This is a genomic window from Mariniflexile sp. (assembly GCF_052728615.1).
Window position 1 is genome coordinate 147,504 of sequence record NZ_JBFVFE010000001.1, and the last position, 22,715, is coordinate 170,218.

A 22,715-nucleotide genomic window follows, 5' to 3' on the forward strand; every position below is an offset into this window, starting at 1 on the left:
ATTTTAATAACATGAGTAGAGTAGTAACATTTGGTGAGATCATGCTTCGATTGGCACCTCAAGGATTTTTAAGATTTTCTCAAGCAGACAATTTTGACGTTGTTTATGGTGGTGGAGAATCTAACGTAGCCGTGTCATTGGCTAATTATGGTATTTCAGTTGATTTTGTAACACGTTTGCCAAAAAACGATATTGGTGAATGTGCCATGATGGAAATGCGTAAAAGAGGTGTTGGCGTCGATAAAATTGTTTGGGGTGGAGAGCGTTTGGGTATTTACTTTTTGGAAACCGGCGCCGTATCCAGAGGCAGTAAAGTGGTTTACGACAGGGCACATTCTTCAATGGCTAGCATTCAGTCCGGAATGGTTAACTGGGAAGAAGTTTTTAAAGGCGTGGAGTGGTTCCATTGGACTGGTATTACACCAGCTATTTCCCAAAGTTCTGCCGATGTTTGTTTAGAAGCTGTGAAAGCGGCAAGCAAATTAGGAGTTACTATTTCAACCGACTTAAATTATAGAGCGAAACTTTGGAAATATGGTGGAGACCGTGAGGCTATCATGACGGAGTTGACATCTTATTGTGATGTTATTTTAGGTAATGAAGAAGATGCTGAAATGCACTTTGGTATTAAGCCAGCAGGTGCGGCGGTTCAAACGCATGGACATGATGTGAAGGCGGAAGCTTTCTTATCTGTTTGTCAACAAATGATGAAAAAATTCCCAAGAGCGAAAAAAGTAATTACCACGTTAAGAGGTTCTATCTCTGCGTCCCACAACACGTGGGCAGGCGTTTTATACGATGGAAAACAAATGTTGCAAACGCGCCAATATCAAATTACCGATATTGTTGATAGAGTAGGTGGCGGCGATTCTTTTATGGGTGGTTTGATCTACGGATTATTGACATACCCTGATAACGATCAAAATGCACTGGATTTTGCCGTTGCAGCATCTTGTTTAAAACACACTATTAAAGGTGATGCTAATTTAGTTACTGTTGAAGAAGTTTCGAAACTTATGGGTGGCGATGCTTCGGGTAGGGTTGCTAGATAATGAACTGATTTAAACTTTTCACGTTTAAGCGAAAATTAGTCATTTTTTGACCAATTGAAAGCTTTTTTGAGCTACATAGCACCGATATGGAAAGAAAAAAAGGTAAAAAGTGGGTGAAAAATGGCAATTTTTTAGCGAATGGAAAAAGTTTAAACCAGTTCAATATATAAATTATAACCTGCAAGGTTTTTAAAACCTTGCAGGTTCCAAAATGAATCCCATAATTTTCAAATAATCCTTTAAATATGAAAAAATCGATTGCAATTATTTGTGGTGGAGGTCCTGCTCCGGGCATTAATACTGTTATAAGTACCGTGGCTAAAACCTTTATGAAAGATGGTTATGAAGTTATTGGTGTCCATCATGGTTACCAAGGTTTACTTTCTGATAATCCTGAAGTGAAGATTTTTGATTTTCATCATGCCGATCGTATTTTCAGTCGGGGTGGTTCTACCTTGATTATGAGTAGGTTCAAACCCAAAGACAGCGATTTTAAAGCAGATTTTTTCAAAAAGAACAACGTGAAATTATTGGTGACCATTGGTGGAGATGACACCGCTTCTACTGCCAATAGATTAACTAAATATCTTCATAGTCAAGATTTAGAGGTGGCGCACATCCATGTGCCTAAAACCATTGATAACGATTTGCCTTTGCCAGATAGAAACCCAACATTTGGTTTTCACACGGCTAAAGATGAAGGCGTTAGAATAGGCAATACGGTTTATGAAGATGCCAGAACCAGTGAAAATTGGTTTGTAATGGCGGCCATGGGGCGTTCTGCGGGCCATTTAGCCTTTGGTATTGCTTCGGCTTGCCATTTTCAAATGATGATCATTCCGGAAATGTTCAACAAAACCAACATTACCTTCGAGAAAATAATCAATATGATTGTTTCTTCCATCGTTAAATGTAAAATTCAAGGGGTTGAATATGGCGTTGCTTTAGTGAGCGAAGGTGTTTTTCATTTTATGGAACAAGACGAAATTATCAACTCAGGAATTAATTTCACTTATGATGACCATGGTCATCCGGAATTAGGAAATGTAAGTAAGTCGCATATTTTTAATTATCTGTTACAAGTTAAGCTGAAGGAAATAGGATTGCAAATAAAATCAAGACCGGTAGAATTGGGTTACGAATTAAGATGCTGCAACCCTATCGCGTTCGATTTAACCCTGTGTACCTTACTCGGTATTGGTGTAAAAAAATTATATGACCAAGGTATTTCGGGTTGTATTGTAAGTGCCAATTCTAAAGGCGATATTACACCATTATTTTTAAAGGATTTTGAAGATGAAAATGGCAAAATACCACCAAGATTGGTAGATATTAACTCCGATATGGCGCAATTGTTTATAAATAACCTTTTCTATCTTCAGGAGAAAGATTATGAGAAGGCAAAAAAATATGTGCCAAATCCGGAAGCATACGATTTTAAGAAAATATTGAATTGGAACTAGAAATAAATCACAAAAAAATAAAATTCCAAATTCCAATAATTGAAGTATTTGAAAACGAAGTACATAAAAAAATAGATGAAGCTCATACTACTAAAAAAGTCTCTTTAAAAATTCCTCCCCTTTTTTTAAGGGGAGGTGCCGATAGGCGGAGGGGTCAAAAAAGTAATTGTTTAAATACTCTGAGATATTTTTATCATATACTAAAATTTGAATAATAAAAAATAAGTAATAAAAATAATAACAAATGGCACAATTTTCAAGATTAGAAGTGGCTCAAGCAATGAAAGATACTGGGATGATTCCTTTATTTTTTCACAATGATATTGAGTTAAGCAAAAAAGTATTAAAAGCTTGCTACGATGGTGGCGCGCGTTTAATGGAGTTTACGGCACGTGGCGATTTCGCTCATGAGGTTTTTGGCGAATTAACAAAATACGCCATTAAAGAGTTACCAGGCATGATCATGGGTGTTGGTTCAGTTACCGATGGTGCCGCAGCATCTTTATACATGGCTTTAGGGGCAAACTTTATTGTAACGCCCGTATTAAGAGAAGACATTGCCATTGCCTGTAACCGTAAAAAAGTATTGTGGTCTCCAGGATGCGGCACCTTAACCGAAATAGCTAGAGCTGAAGAGTTGGGTTGCGAAATAGTGAAACTGTTCCCTGGCGATATTTACGGGCCACAGTTTGTAAAAGGCATTAAAGGTCCACAACCATGGACAAGCATTATGCCAACAGGTGGAGTAGCTCCAACTGTTGAAAACTTAAAAGGATGGTTTGATGCTGGTGTTACTTGCGTTGGTATGGGGTCTCAATTGATTTCAAAAGAAATCATTGCTAATAAAGATTATGCAAAATTGGAACAAGATGTTAAAGCTGCTTTGGCAATAGTTAAGTCTGTTAGAAAGTAACCATCAAGTTTTTTTAAAATGAACAGAGCCGCAATGGGCTCTGTTCATTTTAAATAGTTTGGAATAAGTATTGTTAATGACCCTATAAAATCTTTTAACACTTTTAGCGTAAGTTTTATTTCAAAAATTCTACTTTTGTTATGATTAAATTAAGTTCAAATTATGTCTGATACAATAGAAAGAGTAAAATGTTTAATAATAGGTTCTGGACCAGCAGGATACACGGCGGCTATTTATGCGGCAAGAGCCAACATGAAACCAGTTTTGTACCAAGGAACACAACCCGGTGGACAATTGACAACTACCAATGAAGTTGAAAATTTCCCTGGATATCCAGATGGTATTACAGGGCCCGAAATGATGATGGAGTTACAAAAGCAAGCAGAACGTTTTGAAACCGATGTGCGCGATGGGTGGGTTACCAAAGTTGATTTTTCAGGTGATATACATAAGGTTTGGGTGAATGAGACCAAAGAAATTCATTGTGATACGGTAATTATTTCCACAGGTGCATCTGCTAAATATTTAGGATTGGATTCTGAACAGAAATATTTAAAACTCGGAGGCGGGGTTTCTGCTTGTGCCATTTGTGATGGGTTCTTTTATAGAAATCAAGAAGTTGTTATTGTTGGCGCTGGCGATTCTGCTTGTGAAGAAGCGCATTATCTATCAAAACTTTGCAAAAAAGTAACGATGATTGTGAGACGCAACGAGTTTAGAGCTTCTAAAATTATGGCAGCAAGAGTTAAAAATACACCAAATATTGAGATTCTTTTTAATACTGAAACCGATGAAGTTTTAGGTAATGGCTTAGTAGTAACGGGAGTTAGGGTGTTTAATAATCAAACAAATGAAAAACACGACATTCCTGCAACAGGGTTTTTTGTAGCCATTGGTCACAAACCAAATACCGACATATTTAAAGGCTTTTTAAATTTAGATAAGACGGGATATATTATCAATAAACCAGGAACTTCAAAAACGAACATAGAAGGTGTTTTTGTTTCCGGTGATGCAGCAGACCATGTTTACAGACAAGCCGTTACAGCAGCAGGAACAGGTTGTATGGCTGCTTTGGATGCAGAGCGTTATTTGGCAGCAAAAGATTCTACTTTTGAAGTTTCAACATCTACCTATAATTAACAATACCTCAATTTCAATAAAAAACCAAAGTATTTATTTGCTTTGGTTTTTCTTTTAAAATTTATAAAAAAGTGGTTTCTTTGAAACCGAAATTAAAAACGGGATGTGGCGCAGTCCGGTAGCGTACACGGCTGGGGGCCGTGTGGTCGCAGGTTCAAATCCTGTCATCCCGACAAATTAGCATATCAATCTATATCAAAAACCTGTTAATCTTATGATTTACAGGTTTTTGCATTTTTATTGATTTCAATTGAATTGATTTAATGCTAAAACAAAAGGTAGCTAATCGGATAACAAAATCTATTTTAACATTCGTGTTATCCGATTTGTTAAAATTTGTCAGTTTATGTAAAATTAAATGTATCTTTAAAGTGATTTGGCTTTCGTCTGATAACAATATCAAGTGTTAACAAAAAGACGAAATCATGAAAACAACATCCACTTTCAGTATTTTGTTCTGGGCGGACTACTCCAGGGCGAAAGACAACCAAGCATTAATTTATGCGAGAATTACAATAAACGGAAAACGTTCAACTATCAGTTTGAAGCGAAAAGTCCCGATTCCCGACTGGGACGTCCATAAGGGACGTGTCCGAGGAACAAGTCAAAAAAACAGGATACTCAATAATTATCTGGACGAGGTTTACAGTGGCCTTTTTAGGTGCTATCAAGACTTAAAAATAGAACGTAAATTTATAACGTCGCAAGCCGTAAAAAAAAGGTATTTAAGTGAAGATGAAAAACATCATTCTCTATGTGATATTATTGAATATCATAATGAAGATATGGCCGATAAATTGAAATGGGGAACCCAAAAAAACTACTTTACTACCCAAAGGTACATTTCAAAATTCCTACTCAAAAAACACAAAACCACAGATATTTATTTACAAGATCTGGATTATAATTTTATATTGAAGTTTGAGAAATTCCTAAGAGCATTTAAACCGGAAGACCACCAAAGGAAAATGGGCAATAATACCGTAATGAAACATATCGAACGACTTCGAAAACTTATAAACTTGTCCATAAAACTGGATTGGTTAGAACGCGATCCTTTTAGCAATTTTAAATCACACCGTATTAAAACGGAGCGTGGTTTTCTTAGTTTGGAAGAACTCCAAGAAATAGAGAGAAAAGAATTTAATATTCCCAGGGTGCAATTGGTAAAAGACCTATTCGTTTTCAGTTGCTATACCAGCTTGAGTTACATAGATGTCATTCATTTGACATCGGATAATATCTGCATCGGAATTGATGGCGAACTATGGATTCATTATAGACGTGAAAAAACTGCCAAACCCATTAGAATACCTTTGTTGCCACGGGCATTACAAATTATGGAAAAGTATAAGAACAATAATAAGTCTATAGCCCAAGGAAGCATATTCCCAAAAATATCAAATCAAAAGCTTAATACCTATTTAAAGGAAATTGCCGATGTCTGCGGTATTAAAAAGAATCTCACATTCCACATCGCCAGACATACCTTTGCCACAACAGTTACTTTAAGTAATGGGATACCCATTGAAACAGTTTCAAAATTATTGGGCCACTCTAGAATATCGACTACCCAAATTTACGCAAAGGTCATTGAACGTAAAGTGAGTGACGATATGCAAAAGTTAAGGAAACAATTCGATGAGGTAGAAAATCGTTATATTTTAAATACGTTATCTGTCGAATAGTTACCTTAAAGAGATAAATTTATTGGTCTTTTCTGTTCAACATAAGCATAACAAATGCTGAAATCAATTGATAATAGATTATTTTAGGTAAAATCAAAAATCATGTATTAAATTGAAAATAAAAGGATTTTATGTTGTTTGAGCAGTTGTATGCTAGACCTATGGACCTAGGCAAGTAAAAGGTCTAAAAAATTTTAAATGCGGGCGTGGTGCAATTGGTAGACACGCCAGACTTAGGACATAGCGAAATAAAAACTGTTAAAATATTAAAATGCGGGCGTGGTGGAATTGGTAGACACGTCAGACTTAGGATCTGATGCCGCGAGGTGTGGGAGTTCGAGTCTCCCCGCCCGTACAAAAGTCGAAGAGAAATTTTTGGCTTTTTTTATTTAAAAATCCCCTCTAAAAAAGTTTAGGTACAACATAGGTACAACATTTTACAATTTTAATGGACTTAATTTAGAATGATTGGTTTTAATGTTATTTGACATCAAAAATTATTGTTTTGCTCTACTATCAATAATTTTTGTTCAATTATAATTTAAGTGTCAAAATCATAACCCGAAGGTCACTGGTTCGAGTCCAGTTCCCGCTACAAGGAATAACAAGGGTTTCAAGAGATTGAAGCCCTTTTTTTATGGTGTCTAGTACAGAATAAGTACAGAATTTATCTGTTTTCATGTTCAAAATAAGGATTGCTATTATTTATTGTCTTTTGTTAGTAACCTGAGTTCGACCTAAGAAATCGATTTTTTTAACATAGAAAAAGCAGAATATTTAGTATATTAAAGTACTGAATTTCAATATATTGTAAAACATTCTGCTTATGATTTCTAAAGATAAAGTTACTGAAATATTCTGTTCTATCGATGATTTTTGCCTTGTTTTTGAACCTGCACTTGAAAAACGACAGCTTTCCACAGGGAAAGAGACCAGAAAACGTAAATTTACCATGTCCGCCAGTGAGATTGTTACCATTACCGTTCTGTTCCATTTAAGTGGAGTAAGGACCTTCAAACATTTTTATATTGGCTATGTTCAAAAGCACCTCGGGCAAGAATTCCCCAACACGGTTTCATACAATCGTTTTGTTGCGCTGATGCAATCCAACATATTACCGTTGACCCTGTACATGAAGACCTGCTGTTTGGGCGAATGTACTGGAATATCTTTTATAGACACGGCCCCGATACGTGCCTGTAAAAACAAACGTATAGCACAAAACAAAGTGTTTAAAGATATAGCCAACGTGGGCAAATCTACCATGGGGTGGTTCTATGGGTTTAAGCTCCATATCATTGTAAACGATAAGGGCGAACTGCTTGATTTTATTATAACCCATGCCAATGTAGATGACAGGACACCTTTGAAAGAGGATAACTTTTTGAAGAAAATATTCGGAAGCCTATATGCCGATAAAGGGTACATATCCAAAGAGCTTTCCTGTTTGTTGTTTGACCAAGGGCTCCATCTGGTAACAGGTATCAGAAACAATATGAAAAATGTAATGATGACCATGAGAGATAAAATATTGCTCAGAAAACGTTCGGTTATAGAAACTATAAATGACCAATTAAAAAACATTGCTCAAGCTGAACGTTCCAGGCATAGGAGTTTTGGTAATTTCATTACCAATTTAGTCGCCAGTCTTATTGCCTATTCGTTTCAAGAAAGGAAACCAAGCATTAAATTTGAAACAGAAAACACAGCGCAATTGGCTCTTTTTTGCTAAATCCTTACGTCGAACTCAGGTTAGTAGATGTTATGATTTAGGCTAAGATGTATTTTGACAATTCATAAAAAGCAAAAAAATACAGATATATACCTTAATTTATAAGCATGTTGGAATTAGTATAGTATGTCTACCCTAGTATATGTTTTTAAAATCCTGTCATCCCGACAAATAGGGTATCAAAGGATATCAAAATAATGGTAATCAAATGAAATTCAAAATATTAATATTTTTTTTGAATTCATTTGTACCCATTTGAGTACAAATTTCTAGGTGTCCTATTAGGTGTCCTATTTTTAAGAAATAATTTTTTAAATTTGTACCATTAGTATTTAGTTTCATCTTTACAGCGATTTGGCTTTCGTTTAACTGATTTATTCATTAAAAACGAAAGTAATGACATTCCTAAAAACCTTCAATGTCCATTTTTGGCTAAAGAAGACGGTCTTAAAAAAAGACGGAACATTCCCTATTTATGCAAGGATCACGATAGATGGCAAACGCGCCGATCTAAGTACCCAACAAACCACCTTAGAACATAGCTGGTGCACAAATGCTCGGCGTATCAAGCCTAAATTTTCAGGGGCCAAGGAAATCAATGATGTCCTTGAAAATGTCCATTCTAGAATAGTTTTATGCCATAAGCAACTATCTGACAGCGGCGTTGTTGTTTCGGCCCAAGCGGTTAAATTAAGATATTTGGGAAAGGACAAACCTGTTGCTACAATTGATGACCTCATACATTATCATAGGGAGAATGATTTGATCTATTTATCTCCTGGAACGGCCAAAAACTATCCCTCTACAGAAAAATACCTTCATAGGTTTATTTTAAAAGAGTTTAAGTCATCAGATTATTATCTAAAGAACATCAATTATTCCTTTGTGGCCAGATTTGAAAGTTACCTTAGAAACTGTACCCCTTTAAGAAAGTCGCAGCCCCTAGGAAATAATGGTATAATGAAACACATGGAACGCTTTCAAAAACTGACGACCTTGGCCTTGAAACATGGCTGGATAAAGGAAAACCCTTTTTCCTTATATCAGTTGAAGTTTGAGGAATTTGATAGTGCATTTTTAGACCAAATAGAAATTGATAGGGTTAAATTGCTCAATTCTAGCAATGGTTCATTAGAAGATACCAAAAACATTTTCATCTTTTCTTGCTACACAGGTTTATGTTACATAGAGGTGAAGAATCTTAATACCAAAAGTATAGTTACAGGAATAGATGGTGAACAATGGATAATGGTTAAACGCCAAAAAACAAAAACCCCCGTAAAAGTGCCACTGCTAAATGAGGCAAAAAGAATACTGGAGATTTATAGGGATCATCCCTGTGAGCTGAATGGATATCAGCTTTTACCCGTGCTAAACAGCCAAAAGGTTAATAAGCATTTAAAGAAAATCGCTGGGTTATGTAGTATTGATAAAAAACTGACGTTTCATGTTGCCCGCCATACTTTTGCTACCACGATTACTCTTCTAAACAATGTGCCGCTGGTCACGGTATCAAATCTTTTGAGCCATAAAAAGATTTCTACCACACAGAAGTATGCCCGGGTTATTGAAACAAAGATTAGCAGGGATATGTCGAAACTCGCTCAGGCTTTAAGGGAGATTGAATCAAAAAGAAAAGGTGTTAAAGGTTCTAATATCACTCACCATTTAAGAATTGTTTGATGAATATTCAGTTCTATTTGATTCTGGTATAGATAAATAAAGCTCTCATCTCTAGTGTTAATAGTTCTTTTTTTGTCTTTGATTTATTTGTTTATGCGTCAATATAAAAATGAATTACTGAAATAAAGATAGCTTTCCACAGGAAAAGAGACAAGAAAGCGTAAATTCACGATATCCCGTAGTTAGATAATGATAACGTCCTATTCCATCTAATCGATATAAGAGCTATATTTAGTAGCTCCAAGATAAGTGCCAAAATACAGTCAGTTTAATAAAATAATTCCGCTTATAAAACTAAAAAAACGATATTTAATACAAACTACCATTTCAGATAATGGTATTAGAAGCCTACTTAACTAATTTTCATGGAAAAACTATCTGTTAATTTTTTAAATTCTACTTTAGATAACCATCCTTAATACAATTCCAAGTACGTCAGACTTAGGACATAGCGAAATATAAAACGTTAGAATATTGAAATGCCAGCGTGGTGGAATTGGTAGACACGCTAGACTTAGGATCTAATGCAGCAATGTGTGGGAGTTCGAGTCTCCCCACCTGTACAAAAGCTGAAGAGAAATCTTCGGCTTTTTCGATTTTAAATTGTTCGTAAATTTCGGTTAGGTACAACATAGGTACAACATTTTGTTATTTTCGTTGGCAAAATTTAAAAAGATGAGATTTAAATACATTTAATATCAAAAACTATTATTTTGTTCTACCATTAATAATTTTTGTTAATTGTTTTTGGTTTATTGATGATTGAGTAATTGAATATCCATTTGGTACAAGCCCTAATCTATTATATCTTTGTGAAGTAATTCGTATATCGAAAGATGTTAAGATCTTTGAAGCAATACCTCAAATGCTCATAAACCGCTTGTTCTAACAAAAAAACGAATCATTTCATTATGGCTAAGGGTAAGAAAAAAATAACAAGTAAAGATATTGCTAAGGAGTTGGGCATATCAAGATCCGTTGTGTCTTTCGTCTTAAACGGTAAGAATAAGGAAATGAGAATTAGTGATGAACTCACTAAAAAAGTCCTTGATCTTGTTGAAACTAGGAACTATCAAACAAACCATATAGCCAAAAGCCTTAAAACTGGTAAAACTTATACTATTGGATTAATAGTAGCCGATATTGCAAACCCTTTTTTTGCAAATATTGCGAGTGAAATTGAAAAGGAAGTTAGAAAAAAGGGGTACAGTGTATTTTTTTGCAGTTCTAATGAGAATAAAAAGAACTTTAATTTTCAACTAGAAAACTTTAAAAACCGTCAGGTCGATGGATTAATATTAATACCACCTATAAATAGCGATAAAATTTTGACTCTATTAGGTTCTCAAAATATTCCTTTTGTTATAATGGATAGAGTTTTTGAGAATTTGGGCGCAAATTCTGTTAATATTAATAACCATAAGGCGGCTTATGATGCAACTACACGGTTAATCAATAACGGTAGAAAGAAAGTAGCCTTAATTAATGTAAATAACGAACTGATTACTATGAGTGATCGGACAAATGGTTATATTGATGCTTTAGCTGATAATGGAATGGAAGTTAATCCACATTTATTACAGCAATTAAAATATAGCAATGTCGCAGAGCATGTTAATGAAGCCGTTAGTAAGGTCATCTTTAATTATGCTGATGCCATTATTTTCACTACAAATAAGCTTGGAGTGCAAGGTATACAGGCAATTAATAATTTGGGAAAAAGAATTCCTGAAGATATTGCAGTAATTAGTTTTGATGATACAACTGCCTATGCTGTTGCAAAAACATCTATCACAGCAATTAAGCAACCTGTGGAACAAATGTGTAAAGAGGCTGTGAGGATTTTAATGAAATCGATTGATAAAAGTGAGGACAATATAGATACTGAACAGATAATTTTAGACGCTAGCTTAATTGTTAGAGAATCATGTCCTTAACTTAAAACCGTCACTCCAAAATAGCCAAAAAGCTTAGTTGAACACAATCTTTAATTGACAAAATTTGTCAAATAAAACAAAGGGTTTTTAATTTAAAGAATTCCTCGAGGTTCTACCTTGGGGTAGTTCATTATATTAGTTAACCTTTTTCAATAATGTTTAAATAGTAATTGCACCATAAAGAATCTTCATAACAATACATTTTTTAATTAATTCTTTAATAATAAGAATGTTAAATTTTTAAAAAGTTTGCATAAACAAATAACTTTATATAAGTTTGCTAAATCGAGTAAGCATTTTTTATCTTTAGCTTATCATAACAATCTCAATAGAAAAATATAAAATGAAAAAGGCAAGCAAAATAAGTATAAAGGAAAAGATATCATACGGCTTTGGCGATTTTGCTTCCTCTACTTTTTGGACTTTGTTTTCCATGTTTCTTTTATATTTCTATACAGATGTATATGGAATAACAGCAGCAGCAGCAGGCACAATGTTTCTTGTAGCTAGATTATGGGATACGACAAATGATCCCATAATGGGAATGATTTGTGATCGCACAAAAACACGTTGGGGAAAATTCAGACCCTACCTGTTATTTGGTGCGCTTCCTTTTACTATTATTGGTATTCTGACTTTTACAACACCAGATTTAGGTCCAACAGGAAAATTGATTTATGCATATATTACCTATACACTGATGATGATGGTCTATACAGCGGTTAATGTACCTTATGCTTCCTTGCTTGGTGTAATCACTAAGGATACAGATGAAAGAACTTCGTTAGCCTCCTTTCGATTTATTGGGGGATTTTGTGCAGGTTTAATGGTTACTGCTACTGCTAATTATTTAGTGGAATATTTCAAAACGACAGGAGATTTAGCCTCAGCATATCAAAAAACTGTTGCAATTTACGCAATAATAGCAGGCGTATTTTTTGTGCTTACTTTTATAGGAACTAAAGAAAGGCTCGATCCTGAAGAAGTGGAATCTTCTACTTTAAAGGAAGACCTTAGTGATTTGTTAAAAAATAAACCTTGGTTTATAATGCTTGGGGCTGCTATCGCTGTACTTATTTTTAATTCATTAAGAGGTGGTGCAATACTTTATTATTTTAAGTATTTTATTGGTGACCAAACGATAGCTTTTTTTGGTGAAGTATCTCAAGGAGCACTATCAGCAGCCTTTATGAGCAGTGGTTATGCTACCAGTTTGCTGGGTGTAATCATGGCAATTCCAGTAGCTACTAGAATTGGCAAAAAGAATACATTTATGCTTTCAGGATTAGTATGTACAATACTTTCCATCCTGTTTTTCTTTATTCCTCCAGAGCAGATAGAATTGATATTCATTATCAATATTTTGATAGGTATTTTTTCAGCTATGGCTTTCCCACTAATTTGGGCGATGTATGGAGATGTTTCCGACTATTCTGAATTGAAAACAGGTCGGCGGGCTACTGGTCTCATTTTTTCGTCTTCATCAATGTCTCAAAAACTTGGTTGGACAATCGGTGGAGCTATAAGTGGCTGGATACTTGCTGCTTTTGGTTTTATAGCAAATGAAGTGCAAAGCGATGAATCGGTTCTGGGTATTCGATTGATGATTAGCATTTTTGCAGCTGTAGGAGCGCTAATTTCTATAGCCATTATGTATTTCTATCCATTAACAGAAAAATTTATTAAAGAGAAAGTAGAAGGACCACTAGAAGAGGCAAGGGCTAAATACAATGAAGCAAATATATAAAAGGCCAAAGAAGAGAATGAAATCACGTCTTAATGGATAAGGATAAAAAAAAATAACAAGCAATAATATTGCAAAGGAATTGTGAATATCAAGACTTGTTGTATCTTTCATGTTAAACGGTAAGAATAAGGAAATGAGAATTAGTGACAAAATTCCTCAAAAAACAACAACGGCTTTTAATTTATTAGTAGTCTACCTTTTTAATAATTAAACAGCAACTTCATTACATTGAAGCATTGAAAAAATGAATTTTTCTGTTAAATGTTTAGCTGATAGAAAATTTAATTGCGATTTTTTTGTTCAATTAAAAATAATTATATAAGTTTGCTAACTCGGTTTAGTTTAGTAGTATTTAATCATAACGCTAACACGTGTTAGCATATAAATTAATCTATAAGAATGAATTATCAGAAAAAGTTTAGTGTCATGTTAGTTATCCTATGTTTTGTAACTACACATTTTAGTTTTTCACAACAAGAATCAGGAACAATTAGTGGTAAAATTACAGATGCTTCAAATGGAGTTGAGCTAGCTTTTGCCAATGTAATTGTAAAAGGACAAACTATAGGTGCTATTACAGAGGTTGATGGTACATATAAACTTGAAGTAGCCCCAGGAACTTATACTTTATTGTTTTCTTATATCGGTTATCAGGAAACTGAAAAACAGGTAACTGTAAAAGCTAATGAAACATCTATGGTTAATGTAGAGCTAAACCCTGGAAATCAACTAGACGAAATAGTGGTTTCTGTTCAGGTTAGGGGGCAATTGGCTGCCATTAGAGAGCAAGTGAATTCTAATAAAATTGCTAATATAATCGCTCAAGAAAAAATGCTAGAGTTACCAGATGCCAATGCTGCCGAGGCTATTGGGCGTTTACCGGGAATCGCCTTGGAACGTAATTCTGGAGAAGCAAATAAAGTCGTTATTAGAGGGTTAGACCCTGCGCAGAGTAATGTAACTATTGCTGGTGTGAAAATGGCATCGACGAGTGTTGAAGATAGAAGTGCAGATTTAAGCATGGTACAGAGTGAAATGCTGGCTGGAGTGGAAGTTTCTAAAACCTTGCGTGCCGATATGGATGCTGGTGCTACGGGCGGTACAGTAGACGTGAGATTAGCCACAGCAAAAGAAAAACCTAGTTTTAATGCTATGTCAGAAAGTGGATATAGTAATTTATTCAATAATGTTGGCGATTCTAAAACGTCTGTTGGTGGTTCTACGCGTTTGTTAAAAAATAAATTTGGAGCCATGATGCAAGGAACTTATGAGCAAAAGCAATTGTCTTCCCAACGTTTTAGTGCTCAATATTCAGAGCGAATTGTGCAGCAAGTTCTGGATTCTGATGGTAATATAACAGGAGAGAAAAATTTTGTAGCAAGAACTGAAGGTTCAAGTTTACAACAAGTAGAAACTATCCGTGAACGCATGGGGGTGAGTTTGGTGTTGGATTTTAAGAGTAACTTTTATGAGGTGTCTTTTTTGAATCTTGTTAACCAAACAACAGATGATGTTATTGATAGAAACGAGTTTTATTACTTTTTAAGTAATACAAACCCGTTTAACTTCACAGTTTCAGCAGGAGAGTCTAAAAACATTAATAGTACGCATTTATTAGAAAATAAATTAAAATTTTTAGGCACAACATTAAACTTAAGTCTATCACATACCAAAGTGAAAACAACGGGCTTTGGTCAAGTATTTCCTTTTCGAGAGTTTAGCACCACAGCGCCTTTTATTGATCAAGATTATTTAATATTTAGGCAGCCCATAGAAGTGCTAAACTTGTATGGAGGAACAAATGTCTTCGATAACAAACTTATATCTGATGATAGGAACACTTCTACATTAACAGATAAAAACTACGATATAAATCTAGATTGGGACATTCCTTTTAAACTTGAAAACATAAATGTAACAGGGGTCTTCTCTGTAGGAGGGAAATACCATTTGTTAAAAAGAGATAGTAATACGGACCAGATCTTTGCAGATTATCAGGCTGGTAGAGGTTTAGCAACAAGAACTAGATATCTAGAAGTGTTTCCTAATGTAAATTGGCCTGCTGGGGATGCGCAAGGTATTCTTGCCACAAATTATGTAGATCCTAATTATGATCCACCAACAATTAATGGCCAATACAGTTTAAATTGGTCACCAGACATAGACCTTATGAAAGGCATGCAGGATCAGCTTTATGCGACTCACCCAGATTTATTTCATACAAGAGGCAATCAAAGTTATACTAATGACTATAGCAATAGAGAAGAGCAGGTAGCGGCGTATGTAATGGCAGAATTAAATATTGGAAAGCTTCAGTTGGTTCCTGGTATTCGTATGGAAAAAGTAAATACAGAGTATAATGCTTTTGAAATATTATTAAATCCTGTGAACACAAGTGGAATTACCGGAATTCCAGATTCTGTTTCTGTAAAACGGGACAACAAGCTGTTTTTTCCATCTATCAATGCAAAATATCAATTGGCAGAGTCCTTTGCTTTAAGAGGTGCAGCTTACAAGAGTGTTATTCGTCCTGGTTTTATTCAGTTATCACCTAAAACGGTAATAAATCCAAATAGTGATGTGTTTTTTTCGGGAAACCCATTCCTTGAGCCAGCTACTGCCTGGAATTACGATATTTTATTAGAGGTTTACAATAGCAAATTTGGCTTATTAACAATCAATCCTTTTTATAAGAAAATAGATAATGCTATTGTGGGTCTTGGTCGTTATTTTCCACTTCGAAATGATAGAATTGTTTCAGCACCTGACGGATTTGTAGAATCGTTACCAGGAACTGATTTTTATCCTGTAAATGATTTGCAGGGTGTCAGTCGAACAGATATTCCAATTAACAATCCTGAAAAGGAAGAATATTATGGCATAGAGTTTTCTTATCAAACCAACTTTAGAAGGCTAAAAAGCAAAGTATTAAAAGGAATTGTTTTAGATGTAAATGTAACTTTAAGTCGTTCTAAAAGGATAACTCCATCATTTCAAGATGTTGTTATTGGTGTTGATAATACGGGTTTTTTTCCTAGAGATATTATTGGATATGAGTATCAAACAAGGGAAGGAGGAGCTACGCAGCCAGGGTTTGTGACGAATGTGATACTGGGATGGGATTACAAAGGGTTTAGCGCTAGGGCGTCTTACCGTTTTCAAGATAAAATATTCAGTGGTTTAGATGCAGCATTGTCTTTTGAAGACAACTATACCGATATATTTCAGACTTTGGATGTAAGCATCAAGCAAAGAATTACCAAAGGTTTAGATATATACCTGAATGCCACAAATTTAACGGGCCATATTGATAAGAGATACAGAATATACCCAACAGGTGAGCGTTTTCCAATAAACGAACAAAATTATGGAAGTAGAGGGCAGCTAGGGGTAAGATATCGATTCTAATTTAATAGTTTTAAAATAGTAGTAAAAGAAGGGCTACTATATAATAATTCCTTCTGTTTTATTAATCTAAAATTTAATCTCATGAAAATGAAAACTTTACTTAAACAAGTCGCTTTTATTGTGGCGATGATTGCAACTATCACTTATACTCAAGTGGTAGCAGGGCAAGACACTATTCAAATACCTAGTGGGGTACCAAATGCGGGTCTTTTAGAAGCCACCATTAATGGCGATAAAGATGCAGGTGGTAACCGGCTTCACCCTAACAGAGTTTACAAATTGGCAGCAGGCTTTCACTTTGTTTTGGCAGCGATAAACGTGAACAACGACACGGGAACCATTAGAATAGTTGGTGAAAAAGGTGGTAAAAAACCTGTTATTATTCCTATAACAACCGGTGGAGTTCCACCTGCTGGAAATGTTATTAATAGTAGTTTAGAACTGAAAAACCTTCATATACAAGGAAGAGATGATAATGGAGGAAGATGGGGGAACGGTAATGGCGGTTATATATTTCGACTTGCTGGTACAAACAGAAGTTTATTTGTAGAAGATTGTTTGATTGAATTTCCAGAAAGAGCGTTTAGGTTAAACCAAATAACTGAAGGACTTACCATTGAGATGAGGAATAATTATTTTAGAGATTTCTTTGTAATGGCCCAACAATGGGCTGGAAATGTATTTGATTCAAAAGGCGTTCCTCTTGAAAGCTTTATATTTGAAAATAATACGGTTAGCAATGCGGGAGTTCCTATGCTTATGCAAAATCAGATGGTGAAATATGCTCTTATCAACCACAACACATTTATTAATACAAGCACCTTTGTTAATTTAAATCCTAATTATTATGAGGCGTATATTACCAATAACTTATTCTATAATACCAATACAATGGGTAAAGACTCTGCCAATGATTTGGCTAGTCCAGATGAGCAAGCTTCAGCAATCATACCACTTGACACGCTCGATATTAACATAGGAGCAGCGGGAATTCCTTTATATGCCATGGATGCTGGCAAAACCACTGTAATAGCGCCTTATAACGATGTAAGCAATTATAAAATTTATGTAGCCGACAATATTTATTTCAACCAAGCAACATTGGATCTGTACAATAATGGAGCTTATAGTGCTGCATTTCCTAATGATGCTCCTGAATCTTATCTAAGTTGGTTTGCTCCTGGACCTCATAGGGTTGATGTGCCAGCTTTATTTACTGGAGCTAGAGAAGATGCATTATTTGATGGAAATGCCAACATTATTAGGGAGAATAATATTTTCGGTGTAGACCCTGGTTTAGGAACAGAAGCCATTTCTGTAGCAGAAGCTGCACAACTTGCCATTTGGCAACGTTTAAGATATGAAGTTCCTGGGGAAACAGGAACACCAGATATGTCGAGCTATTTATTTGGCGATTTTGACCCAAGTACAATTCCTGGCATAGAAACAGAAGACGGTGATGGAATCACAAAGATTTCAGATATGATTGAAGATTTTTCAATTGGTTCTTTTACATCAAACATTGATGGTCATACAATTGGTGCTTTACACTGGACATCAGAGATAGATAGTTACGATCCTGTAGATGGTCTAGCTGATATAATTGCAGCATATAATAGTACTCTATCTGTAGATGAAATAGCAAACAATATTTTCGAACTTAAAAGTTACCCTAACCCTAGTAATAATGAGGCAGTTATCCAATTCAATATGCCAACTGGGTCAAACTTAAAAATGTCTGTTTACAACATCTTGGGTGCACACATTGCAACACTTGTAGATAATGAATCGTACGCAGCTGGAGTACACAGTATTAAATGGAATACTTCTGATGTAAATTCAGGACTATATTTCTGTAAGTTAGAAACAGGAAATGCAAGCCAAACCTTAAAAATGATAGTAGCACATTAATATAGTAAAAAGGTTATCGGAATTTATTTTTCGGTAACCTTTTTTTATTTCAAAATATTAATAAGGGCAATAAAATTAAGTTTACTATTGAGATGGTAATGATGCTTTTATGGTATTCATTGTCATGTGAATTCGTAGGATAGTATTAGCGATTCCATTGGTTATAAGATTTATAATAGTAGTTGAGCGAGTTAAATGATATAATGCCTGAAGCCTTGAAGTTTTAGTTATTCATTTTTTATACCTGCTTTTTGATAAGCCTTTATCCAAATACAAATTAATATAAGAATTGTAAATTAAATTAAATGTCATTAAGCGATTATTATCTGGGTATAGATATAGGAGGAACAAAATGTGCACTTATTGCTGGAACAGAGCAAATGGAAATCCTGCATCGTGTGCAGTTTGCTACTCACACAGTAAATGGACCCGATTACGCTATTACAAAAATACTAGAAAGTATTACCGAACTTCAAAAAAAATTTAAAGAACGACATCTAAAAGCAATAGGCATTAGTTGTGGAGGACCATTAAATAGTAAAACAGGTATCATTCATTCGCCTCCTAACTTACCAGGATGGGATAATATTTCAATTGTCGATATTATAAAAGAAAAAACAAACACGCCAACCTTTTTACAAAATGATGCCAATGCCTGCGCGTTAGCCGAATGGAAATTTGGAGCAGGTAAAGGTTCTAATAATATGGTGTTTTTAACCTTTGGTACAGGATTAGGGGCAGGACTCATATTAGATGGAAAACTTTACACAGGAACAAATGATAACGCCGGAGAAGTTGGGCATATTCGACTTAATAATGACGGACCAATAGGGCATAATAAAGCTGGATCGTTCGAAGGATTTTGTAGCGGTTCTGGCATTACTAAATTAGCACAATTAAAGGCTGAAGAAGAATTAAATAAAGGCGGTAAATTATCATATTGCGAATCGTATGATGAATTACAAGGTATTACAACGTTACAGTTGGCTAATCTTGCCAATGCTGGAGATAAAGATGCTTTGGAGTTATTTAATATTTCAGCAAAAAAATTAGGTATTGGACTTTCTATTATAATCGATATGTTAAACCCTGAACGAATTGTAATTGGAAGTGTATATGCACGAAATCCACAGTTATTTAATGGATTGACAAGTGAAATAATTGAAAAGGAAGCTTTGGCGGGCTCTTGGAATGTATGTAAAATAGTCCCAGCAGAATTGGGCGATAAAGTAGGTGATTTTGCAAGCTTAAGTGTTGCAATTGATGGTTACTCACGATTAACATAATGAAAAATGAGTGTAGAAAAAATGATTGAAGATTTAGTGGTTCGCAACCCTGAGTTGGGTGCCGCAAAAAATGATATTTCAAGGGCTTTTGAATTGCTGAAAAATTCTTATGAAAATAAAGGTAAATTACTAATTTGCGGAAACGGTGGCAGTGCAGCTGATGCAGATCACATTGTTGGCGAATTAATGAAAAGATTTTCCATCCCAAGAGCTATACCAGAAGAATTAAAAACAAAACTTGAAAACAACTTTGGAGAACAGGGTAAATATATGGCAAGCAAACTTGAAGGATCTTTGCCTGCCATTTCATTAAATGGGCATAATGCACTGAGTTCCGCTTTTGCCAACGATGTAGATGCTGAACTAATATATGCACAACAGGTAGTTGGTTATGGAAATAAAGAAGACGTATTAATGGGTATATCAACTTCGGGTAATGCAAAAAACGTTGTTGCATCAATGATTGTTGCAAAAGCTAAAGGCATGAAAGTTTTAGGGCTTGTAGGTAGAGACGGAGGCGAGTTTAACAAATATTGCGATGTATTAATTAATGTTGGAGGCGATTGCACACCTCAAATACAAGAACTGCATTTGCCTGTATATCACGTGCTTTGTCAAACGCTGGAATATCACTTTTTTAGCGAAACAAAATAGAGCATCAATAGTATTTGGTGGCCAAAAATCTGTTACTTAGACTAGCTTAATTAAAAACATGAAAACTAGATTAACATTATTATTACTGGTTTTTTGCATGGAACTTTTTGCATCATGCACAAAAAAATCTGACATTACTTTAGCACCCTTATTTCAGAATAATATGGTGCTTCAGCAGCAAAGTAATGTTCCAATATGGGGATGGGCAGAGCCTAATTCAGAAATAAATATTTATACGTCTTGGAATGATAAGTCAATAACTGCAAAATCAGACTCATCAGGTAAGTTTACTACTAACCTAGAAACTACAGTAGCTGGTGGGCCATTTCAAATCGAAGTTTCATCAGCTAATACAATAGTGATTAAAAATGTGATGCTAGGAGAGGTCTGGCTATGTTCAGGTCAGTCAAATATGGCTATGCCACTTATAGGGTTTATGCCTAAGGATTCCATATTAAACTCCTCAACTGAAATTAAAAATGCTAATTTTCCCAACATCAGACTTTTTAATGTTACTAAAGACTACGCTTCTTCACCAACAAGCAATTGTGAAGGGCAGTGGAAAGTTTGTAATTCAGAGAATGCAGCTCAATTTTCGGCAGTTGCATATTTCTTTGCACAAAATCTGAATAAATCTATTGATGTTCCAATAGGGTTAATACAGTCCACTTGGGGAGGTACTCCTGTAGAGAGTTGGATGCCTGTAGAATACGCTTCTAAGATTGAACGTTTTAAGAATATTCAGAAAACTCTAGAAAACGAAAAACAAAACAAAATCCAATATATGCAGTGGCTTGCTAGTATGAAAATGCTGGACTTTACAAATTACTCCTATGAGAATATGAGTGCTAAACTAGATTCGGTATTGCCATCGTATTATGAAGAAAATTTCGACCACTCAAATTGGGAGCAACATAAACTACCAAAGAATTTTGAAGAACAGTTTGGAGAAATTGATGCCTTGGTCTGGTACAGGAAAGAGTTTACCATAAAGAAGAATAAAACCGATAAAGCATACAAGCTTTTACTCGGTGCTATTGATGATTCTGATGAAACCTATATTAATGGTGTCATGGTAGGAAAATCCAACGGCTGGTTGTTAAATCGTGAATATACTATCCCTAAAGGAATACTTAAAGAAGGGAAAAATACAATTGCAGTCAGGGTTTTGGATCTCTCTGGCGGTGGTGGTGTTTATAAAGGTGATTTATGCATCAAGGATGAAAACAATGTGGTTGTTTCGTTGAAAGGAGACTGGAAATACAAAATGTTAGGATGTTTTGAAAATCCATCAGCATTTAGATTATTTGATGATACTTTTAATTTAGAAAATAGGCCAAAATTGACCTTAAGTCCAAAAACCCCTACGACACTTTATAATGCAATGATTGCTCCATTGGTTCCTTTTAAAATAAAGGGTGCTATTTGGTATCAAGGTGAAAATAATGTATCGCATGCAGAAGAGTATGCCACATCTTTTCCATTAATGATAAAAGCTTGGCGCGATAAATGGAATCAAGGAGATTCCCCATTTTATTATGTGCAAATAGCGCCTCATGACTATGGGTCGAATAAAGCGCCACTATTACGTGAAGCACAACGATTAGCAATGAAATTACCCAATACGGGTATGGTAGTAACTTCTGATATTGGAAGTTTGGAAACCATCCATCCAGCCAATAAGCAAGATGTAGGTAAGCGATTAGCATTATGGGCATTGAATAAGACTTATGGAAAAAAAGATGTTATCTATTCTGGTCCTCTATACATGAGCATTATAACTGAAGGAAATAATATAAGAGTTAATTTTGATAATGTAGGCAGTGGCTTATTTTGTCCAGATACGGCTTTGACATTCTTTGAAATAGCAGGAGAAGATGGTAAATATTATCCAGCGGAAGCTAAAATAGATGGAGAACAAGTTGTGGTAAGAAGTCCAAAGGTAAAGCAACCAGTACATGTGCGTTTTGGGTGGACAGATACAGCAATCCCTAATTTGTTTAATAAAGAAGGGCTTCCTGCGGCTTCGTTCTCTTCAGAAATGATGGGAATAGAAGGAAATCAAGAGTCTAAAAGGCAAACCCGCAACAATGAATAG

General features: G+C 35.0%; 14 protein-coding genes and 2 tRNA genes. All 16 read left to right on the forward strand.

Annotation, left to right across the window (positions count from 1 at the left end; all coding sequences use genetic code 11):
* The first annotated feature begins 11 nt into the window (after positions 1-11).
* The 16 genes from ACU1LP_RS00705 (at position 12) to ACU1LP_RS00780 (ending at position 22,715) form a co-directional block, all read left to right on the forward strand.
* Complete coding sequence (locus ACU1LP_RS00705) at positions 12-1,052, forward strand: PfkB family carbohydrate kinase (protein ID WP_445730998.1); 1,041 nt, start codon at positions 12-14, stop codon at positions 1,050-1,052.
* Between the two features lie 245 nt (positions 1,053-1,297).
* Positions 1,298-2,515 carry a 6-phosphofructokinase gene (locus ACU1LP_RS00710; protein ID WP_445730999.1) on the forward strand — a complete coding sequence of 406 codons (1,218 nt, stop codon included), beginning with the start codon at positions 1,298-1,300 and terminating at the stop codon, positions 2,513-2,515.
* A 244-nt stretch (positions 2,516-2,759) separates the two neighbouring features.
* A complete protein-coding gene (locus ACU1LP_RS00715) occupies positions 2,760-3,428 on the forward strand; it encodes a bifunctional 4-hydroxy-2-oxoglutarate aldolase/2-dehydro-3-deoxy-phosphogluconate aldolase (protein WP_445731000.1) in 669 nt (222 codons plus the stop codon).
* 162 nt (positions 3,429-3,590) lie between these two features.
* Positions 3,591-4,571, forward strand: coding sequence for a thioredoxin-disulfide reductase (gene trxB, locus ACU1LP_RS00720; RefSeq protein ID WP_445735265.1), 981 nt, complete (start codon positions 3,591-3,593; stop codon positions 4,569-4,571).
* Between the two features lie 99 nt (positions 4,572-4,670).
* Positions 4,671-4,744, forward strand: a tRNA-Pro gene (locus ACU1LP_RS00725).
* 252 nt (positions 4,745-4,996) lie between these two features.
* A complete protein-coding gene (locus tag ACU1LP_RS00730) occupies positions 4,997-6,259 on the forward strand; it encodes a site-specific integrase (RefSeq protein ID WP_445735266.1) in 1,263 nt (420 codons plus the stop codon).
* A gap of 273 nt (positions 6,260-6,532) precedes the next feature.
* A tRNA-Leu gene (locus tag ACU1LP_RS00735) sits at positions 6,533-6,614 on the forward strand.
* A gap of 471 nt (positions 6,615-7,085) precedes the next feature.
* A complete protein-coding gene (locus tag ACU1LP_RS00740) occupies positions 7,086-7,991 on the forward strand; it encodes an IS982 family transposase (protein ID WP_445735267.1) in 906 nt (301 codons plus the stop codon).
* Positions 7,992-8,387: 396 nt separating this feature from the next.
* Positions 8,388-9,674 carry a site-specific integrase gene (locus ACU1LP_RS00745; RefSeq protein WP_445735268.1) on the forward strand — a complete coding sequence of 429 codons (1,287 nt, stop codon included), beginning with the start codon at positions 8,388-8,390 and terminating at the stop codon, positions 9,672-9,674.
* A gap of 911 nt (positions 9,675-10,585) precedes the next feature.
* Positions 10,586-11,611 carry a LacI family DNA-binding transcriptional regulator gene (locus tag ACU1LP_RS00750; RefSeq protein WP_445735269.1) on the forward strand — a complete coding sequence of 342 codons (1,026 nt, stop codon included), beginning with the start codon at positions 10,586-10,588 and terminating at the stop codon, positions 11,609-11,611.
* 343 nt (positions 11,612-11,954) lie between these two features.
* Complete coding sequence (locus ACU1LP_RS00755) at positions 11,955-13,358, forward strand: MFS transporter (protein ID WP_445734191.1); 1,404 nt, start codon at positions 11,955-11,957, stop codon at positions 13,356-13,358.
* Between the two features lie 426 nt (positions 13,359-13,784).
* The gene (locus tag ACU1LP_RS00760; protein ID WP_445734190.1) at positions 13,785-16,766 is read left to right on the forward strand and encodes a TonB-dependent receptor; all 2,982 of its coding nucleotides are present in this window, start codon (positions 13,785-13,787) and stop codon (positions 16,764-16,766) included.
* Between the two features lie 87 nt (positions 16,767-16,853).
* Positions 16,854-18,677 carry a T9SS type A sorting domain-containing protein gene (locus tag ACU1LP_RS00765; RefSeq protein WP_445735270.1) on the forward strand — a complete coding sequence of 608 codons (1,824 nt, stop codon included), beginning with the start codon at positions 16,854-16,856 and terminating at the stop codon, positions 18,675-18,677.
* A 305-nt stretch (positions 18,678-18,982) separates the two neighbouring features.
* Positions 18,983-19,963, forward strand: a complete 981-nt coding sequence (locus ACU1LP_RS00770; protein ID WP_445735271.1) for an ROK family protein — start codon at positions 18,983-18,985, stop codon at positions 19,961-19,963.
* Positions 19,964-19,984: 21 nt separating this feature from the next.
* Positions 19,985-20,617, forward strand: coding sequence for a D-sedoheptulose-7-phosphate isomerase (locus tag ACU1LP_RS00775; protein ID WP_445735272.1), 633 nt, complete (start codon positions 19,985-19,987; stop codon positions 20,615-20,617).
* Between the two features lie 58 nt (positions 20,618-20,675).
* Entirely contained in the window at positions 20,676-22,715 is a 2,040-nt protein-coding gene (locus ACU1LP_RS00780) for a sialate O-acetylesterase (RefSeq protein WP_445734312.1), read from the forward strand.

Excerpts from the sequence above, each read along its gene's own strand:
- ACU1LP_RS00770 (WP_445735271.1), top strand. The coding sequence starts at position 18,983 with ATGTCATTAAGCGATTATTATCTGGGTATAGATATAGGAGGAACAAAA.
- ACU1LP_RS00775 (WP_445735272.1), top strand. The coding sequence starts at position 19,985 with ATGATTGAAGATTTAGTGGTTCGCAACCCTGAGTTGGGTGCCGCAAAA.
- ACU1LP_RS00745 (WP_445735268.1), top strand. The coding sequence starts at position 8,388 with ATGACATTCCTAAAAACCTTCAATGTCCATTTTTGGCTAAAGAAGACG.
- ACU1LP_RS00710 (WP_445730999.1), top strand. The coding sequence starts at position 1,298 with ATGAAAAAATCGATTGCAATTATTTGTGGTGGAGGTCCTGCTCCGGGC.
- trxB (WP_445735265.1), top strand. The coding sequence starts at position 3,591 with ATGTCTGATACAATAGAAAGAGTAAAATGTTTAATAATAGGTTCTGGA.
- ACU1LP_RS00715 (WP_445731000.1), top strand. The coding sequence starts at position 2,760 with ATGGCACAATTTTCAAGATTAGAAGTGGCTCAAGCAATGAAAGATACT.
- ACU1LP_RS00740 (WP_445735267.1), top strand. The coding sequence starts at position 7,086 with ATGATTTCTAAAGATAAAGTTACTGAAATATTCTGTTCTATCGATGAT.
- ACU1LP_RS00750 (WP_445735269.1), top strand. The coding sequence starts at position 10,586 with ATGGCTAAGGGTAAGAAAAAAATAACAAGTAAAGATATTGCTAAGGAG.
- ACU1LP_RS00780 (WP_445734312.1), top strand. The coding sequence starts at position 20,676 with ATGAAAACTAGATTAACATTATTATTACTGGTTTTTTGCATGGAACTT.
- ACU1LP_RS00755 (WP_445734191.1), top strand. The coding sequence starts at position 11,955 with ATGAAAAAGGCAAGCAAAATAAGTATAAAGGAAAAGATATCATACGGC.
- ACU1LP_RS00760 (WP_445734190.1), top strand. The coding sequence starts at position 13,785 with ATGTTAGTTATCCTATGTTTTGTAACTACACATTTTAGTTTTTCACAA.
- ACU1LP_RS00705 (WP_445730998.1), top strand. The coding sequence starts at position 12 with ATGAGTAGAGTAGTAACATTTGGTGAGATCATGCTTCGATTGGCACCT.
- ACU1LP_RS00730 (WP_445735266.1), top strand. The coding sequence starts at position 4,997 with ATGAAAACAACATCCACTTTCAGTATTTTGTTCTGGGCGGACTACTCC.
- ACU1LP_RS00765 (WP_445735270.1), top strand. The coding sequence starts at position 16,854 with ATGAAAACTTTACTTAAACAAGTCGCTTTTATTGTGGCGATGATTGCA.